The 4207-nt window shown below is 59.4% G+C and carries 4 protein-coding genes; 2 read left to right on the forward strand and 2 right to left on the reverse strand.

Going from position 1 to position 4207, the window contains the following annotated elements; genetic code table 11:
* A partial coding sequence (locus ABSE61_RS36310) for a helix-turn-helix domain-containing protein (RefSeq protein ID WP_423875969.1) occupies positions 1 to 237 on the forward strand: 237 nt, incomplete at its 5' end.
* Positions 238 to 301: 64 nt separating this feature from the next.
* On the opposite strand, the gene ABSE61_RS36315 is transcribed toward ABSE61_RS36310, so the two are convergent.
* Together ABSE61_RS36315 and ABSE61_RS36320 are read right to left on the reverse strand one after the other, a co-directional pair.
* Positions 302 to 760: a LysR substrate-binding domain-containing protein gene (locus tag ABSE61_RS36315; protein ID WP_423875972.1), complete on the reverse strand. Its 459-nt coding sequence runs from the start codon at positions 758 to 760 to the stop codon at positions 302 to 304.
* A gap of 103 nt (positions 761 to 863) precedes the next feature.
* Entirely contained in the window at positions 864 to 1031 is a 168-nt protein-coding gene (locus tag ABSE61_RS36320) for a helix-turn-helix domain-containing protein (protein ID WP_423875970.1), read from the reverse strand.
* 141 nt (positions 1032 to 1172) lie between these two features.
* Between ABSE61_RS36320 and ABSE61_RS36325 the strand changes: the two genes are divergently transcribed.
* Entirely contained in the window at positions 1173 to 4016 is a 2844-nt protein-coding gene (locus tag ABSE61_RS36325; protein WP_423875971.1) for an ATP-binding protein, read from the forward strand.
* The last annotated feature ends 191 nt before the right edge of the window (positions 4017 to 4207 follow it).

Below are 4207 nucleotides of genomic sequence, written 5' to 3' on the forward strand. Positions count from 1 at the left end.
CTTTCGCGAATCTACTTTGCCGCGCAATTCAAGACCGCGACTGGATATCGTCCTCACGAATATGTTTTATTCCGGCGGATCGAATACGCCAAGACGTTGATGTTAGAAAGCGACACACAACTAGTCGAAGTGGCGCTGAGGGCGGGGTTTTCAGGGCAAGCTCACTTTTCGACCGTATTTAAGCGTTTTACGACGGAAACGCCGGCGCAATGGCGAAAGAAAAACTCGGGGCACTGAACGTCGGCGGCGCGGGGCCCGAGGTCATCATTCTGGCACGCGTTGCTGCAATCGGAATTAAGACTCAAAGTTCAACGTGCCGCGACGGCCAGGATGGCTTCGAGCCATCGCCACAGACTTGGAGATCACCTTCGGCGTATCGAGCACGAATTCCAAAGTGTCGAGTTTTGGCAGCGGGCCAGTGATACGCGTCAAACCGTCCGGCATGACGTAGCGCGCGAAGGCACTCACACCCAAGCCCAGATCCTGGAGCGCCCTTACACGCGTCACACTCGGCTCGGGATGCAGCACGAGCGGCATGACATCGGCGCTTGGCGAAGACAAGGTCCAACCGTCCCTCGTCCAGCCGACGGAAAAGATCGCCACTCATGCCGATCTCGGTCGTCAGGTCGACTTCGGGGTTGCGGCTAAGAAAACCGACCACCGTTGCCGTCAAGCCTGCGGAGGCGAAGTCCTCCGACAGTCCCAGCCGCACGTGACCGCTGAGGGCCCGTGCGCGAAATTCCTCCACCGCTTCGCTCATGAGATCGAGGATGCGCGCGGCATAATTCTGAAGCGCCTCGCCGTCCCGCGTGAGCGTCACGGTTCGAGTGTCGCGTTCGAACAGCTATTTGCCGACTATATACTCAAGTCGGCGGATTTGTTGCCTGACGGTGGTGCGACAGATGCACGCGCTCGGCGGCGCGTGAGAAGCTCTTCGTCTGCGCGACCGCAACGAAGCTGTGAAGAAGATCGGGTGGTAGGCAGTCGATATTTTCATAGGTAGAATAGGTTACCGAGGGAGACAGCGCCATCTATTCTTCCAAGACGAGATTGGTTTGGTCGGGCTTGGGTGGCCGGTCGGGTAAAGCTCTGTTGTACGCGGCTGATGAAACGTAAGATATCCTGAACCGGGGACGTGAGTGCGCGCAGAAGGTCGACGACGAGTGTATGCGTTGGACGAGTGGGAGGTCGATCTCGCTCGGCGCGAACTGCGAGCGCGCGGAGTGCCTGTCCCGATCAGCGGTCGCGCATTCGACATCATCGAGGTTCTGGTTCAGTCAGACGGCGAGCTTGTCACCAAGGACAACCTCGCGGCTCGCGTATGGCCGGGCGTGATCGTTGAAGAAAATACGCTTCAAGTTCACATATCCGCGATTCGCAAGGCGCTCGGTCGTGATCGTGAAATGTTGAAGACGGCGTCCGGTCGTGGCTATCGCCTGCTCGGTGCGTGGACATCCCGTGAGGAGTGCACATCGTCAGTAGATTCCATTGATCTCGAACCGATGCGAAGCCCGGCAGAGCCATTTCAGACCAACTTGCCTGCGGCTGCGTCCGAGCTGATTGGTCGAACCAATGCCGTGCGGCATCTTCGCGGTCTTCTATCCGCCTACCGGGTGGTCACACTGACCGGCCCGGGAGGGATCGGTAAGACCAAGCTGGCTCTGGAGGTTACCCGCAGCCTCTTCCCGACCTTCCACGGTGATCGCTGGCTGGTTGATCTGGTTTCGCTGTCGGATCCCGGTCTCGTCCCGTCGATGGTCGCGCGCGTTCTCGGCTTGAAGCTGGGCGGCGGCGACATTTCCCGGGAGTCCGTCGCGCGCGCCATCGGAGGAAAGAAGCTTCTCCTTGTACTCGACAATTGCGAACACGTCATCGACGCAGCCGCCCGACTGGCGGAGACGGTCGTGCGTCTGTGTCCGGCTGCTTCCATTGTTGCGACGAGCCGCGAGCTCCTGCGGATCGAGGGCGAACATGTCTATCGCGTCCACCCGCTGGATGTGCCGAGCCAGCATCAGGAGGAATCAGACATTATCCTCAGACACAGCTCCGTACAGCTTTTCATCATCAGAGCGAAGTCGGTGGACCCGGAATTCTCGTCACACCGGGAGAAACTACGAGCGATGGCTGCAATCTGTCGTCGCCTCGACGGCATCCCACTGGCCATTGAGTTTGCGGCGGTTCGGGCCGCAACGCTCGGACCCGAACTGGTTCTTTCCCGCCTAGACAAACGATTTGACCTGTTGATCGGTGGGCGTCGAACGGCACTGCCACGGCATCAGACCCTGCGCGCAACGCTCGACTGGAGCTTTGACCTACTAACCGGGCCGGAACAGTCCCTGCTGCGCCGACTGGCTGTCTTCGCCGCTGGGTTCACGCTTGAGGCGGCGAACGCCGTAATGAGCGAGAAAGGTCACGCCGGTCCCGTTCTCCACGAGCAGATCGCAGATCTCGTCGCCAAGTCGCTGGTGACGTTAGATGGATCGTCGCCTACCGGTCGTTGGCTGCTGCTCGAGACGATACGTGCGTATGCACTCGAGAAACTGGCCGAAAGTGGCGAAACCGAACAGGTTGCACGCCGCTGTGCCGAATACTTTCGAGACCTCGTCGGGCCGGCCATGCATGGTTCGCAGGTGCTCCCAACCGCCGAGGACATGGCGTGCTATGGGCGAGAGATCGACAACGTGCGTGCTGCCCTCGAATGGTCCTTCTCTTCCGTCGGAGATGTGGCGATCGGTGTCGCCCTAACAGCCGCGTACGCTCTGGTGTGGTTAGATCTGTCGTTCGTAGTCGAGTGCCGTGAGCGTATCGAGTGTGCATTGGACCACCTTGAGTCCGATTCGGACGTTAGCGCGACCCTCACAGTGCAGCTGCATGTCTCGCTTGGAATTGCACTGGTTTATACAATGGGATCGAACGAACGAATCAGGATGGTCTTGGCCAAAGCGCTTGATGCCGCCAAGAGCCAGGACGACGTGGGCGCCATGCTCGAGATTCTCTTTGTTCTATATGGCGTATGCCACCACTCTGGCGATTGTCGTGAGGCTCAATCCATTGCGGAACGGTTCGAGCGCCTCGCGCGTAGCGCCGGCGACCCGGCACTCGCTCCAATCGCGTATCGGCTCATGGGCAACACTTTGCATTATGCAGGCAAACAGCGCGAGGCTCACCACTCCTTTGAACGCATGCTTGGCGCCTTCGTTGCACCTGCATATCAACGGCATACGATCTGGTCTCGCTACGATTTGCGCTTGGAGGGCCGAGCGGCGATGGCGCGGGTGCTCTGGCTGCGGGGCTTTGTGGACCAAGGTGTAGCCCAAGCCCAAGCAAGCCTCGAAGAGGCACAAGCTGCGGGCCACAAACCCACAATTTGCTGGGTCCTTCACTATGGGGCGTACCCTTTCGCACTCATGACGGGTGACTTCGATGCCGCGGCGCAGGCCGTGGCGATGTTGAAGGATCTCGCGACAAGCCTTAGCGCACCTTTCTGGAAAATTTTAGCCCACTGTTGGGAAGGAAAGTTGCTCATCAGGCGCGGCGGGTTCGAGGCAGGTTCGGCCCAGCTGCGCATCGCGCTTGATACGTGCGAGAGAACCGGATGGACAATGTGCTACCCGGAATTCTTGGGCGCACTGGCAGAAGGCTTGGCCGGGCTCGGACAGTTTACCGAAGCGCTCAATACGATCGACCGAGCCCTGGAGAGGGCGGAGCGCGGCGGCGAGCGTTGGTTCGTGCCGGAACTCCTGCGTACCAAAGGCGAGTTACTGTGCCATGATCTAGGTGATCAAGCCCTAGCGACGGCTGAACGCTGCTTCTTTGCAGCGCTCGAGGTGGCCCGGGAGCAAGGCGCCCTGTCATGGGAGCTGCGAACATCCACAAGCCTTGCGCGCTTGCAACATGACCAGGGTCGGACCGCCGAGGCACGCAGCCTTTTGCAGTCGGTGTACGATCGCTTCAACGAGGGTTTTGAAACCACCGACTTGAAGACCGCGAAGGCGTATCTAGACTCATTACGGTGATGCTCCAGACGGCGGCCGAGCGCCGAGACGCCCCTCTCCCGCGGGAAGCTAAGAAAGGGAGATGTCAGCCCCGAGCGATGCAGCGACGAAACGGCGTTGTTCGTCAGCATTTATGAAATTCCTATATTTCAAGACCCGATTCCGCCCCGTTTTAAATGGCGTTTTGACCATTTTGCCCGGTGAATCCGCCT

The organism is Bradyrhizobium sp., assembly GCF_049519115.1.
In the GTDB taxonomy this organism is placed as follows: Bacteria; Pseudomonadota; Alphaproteobacteria; order Rhizobiales; family Xanthobacteraceae; genus Bradyrhizobium.

Bases quoted from the DNA above. Each gene is read 5' to 3' on its own strand.
- ABSE61_RS36315 (WP_423875972.1), bottom strand. From the start codon at position 760: ATGAGCGAAGCGGTGGAGGAATTTCGCGCACGGGCCCTCAGCGGTCAC.
- ABSE61_RS36320 (WP_423875970.1), bottom strand. From the start codon at position 1,031: ATGGCGCTGTCTCCCTCGGTAACCTATTCTACCTATGAAAATATCGAC.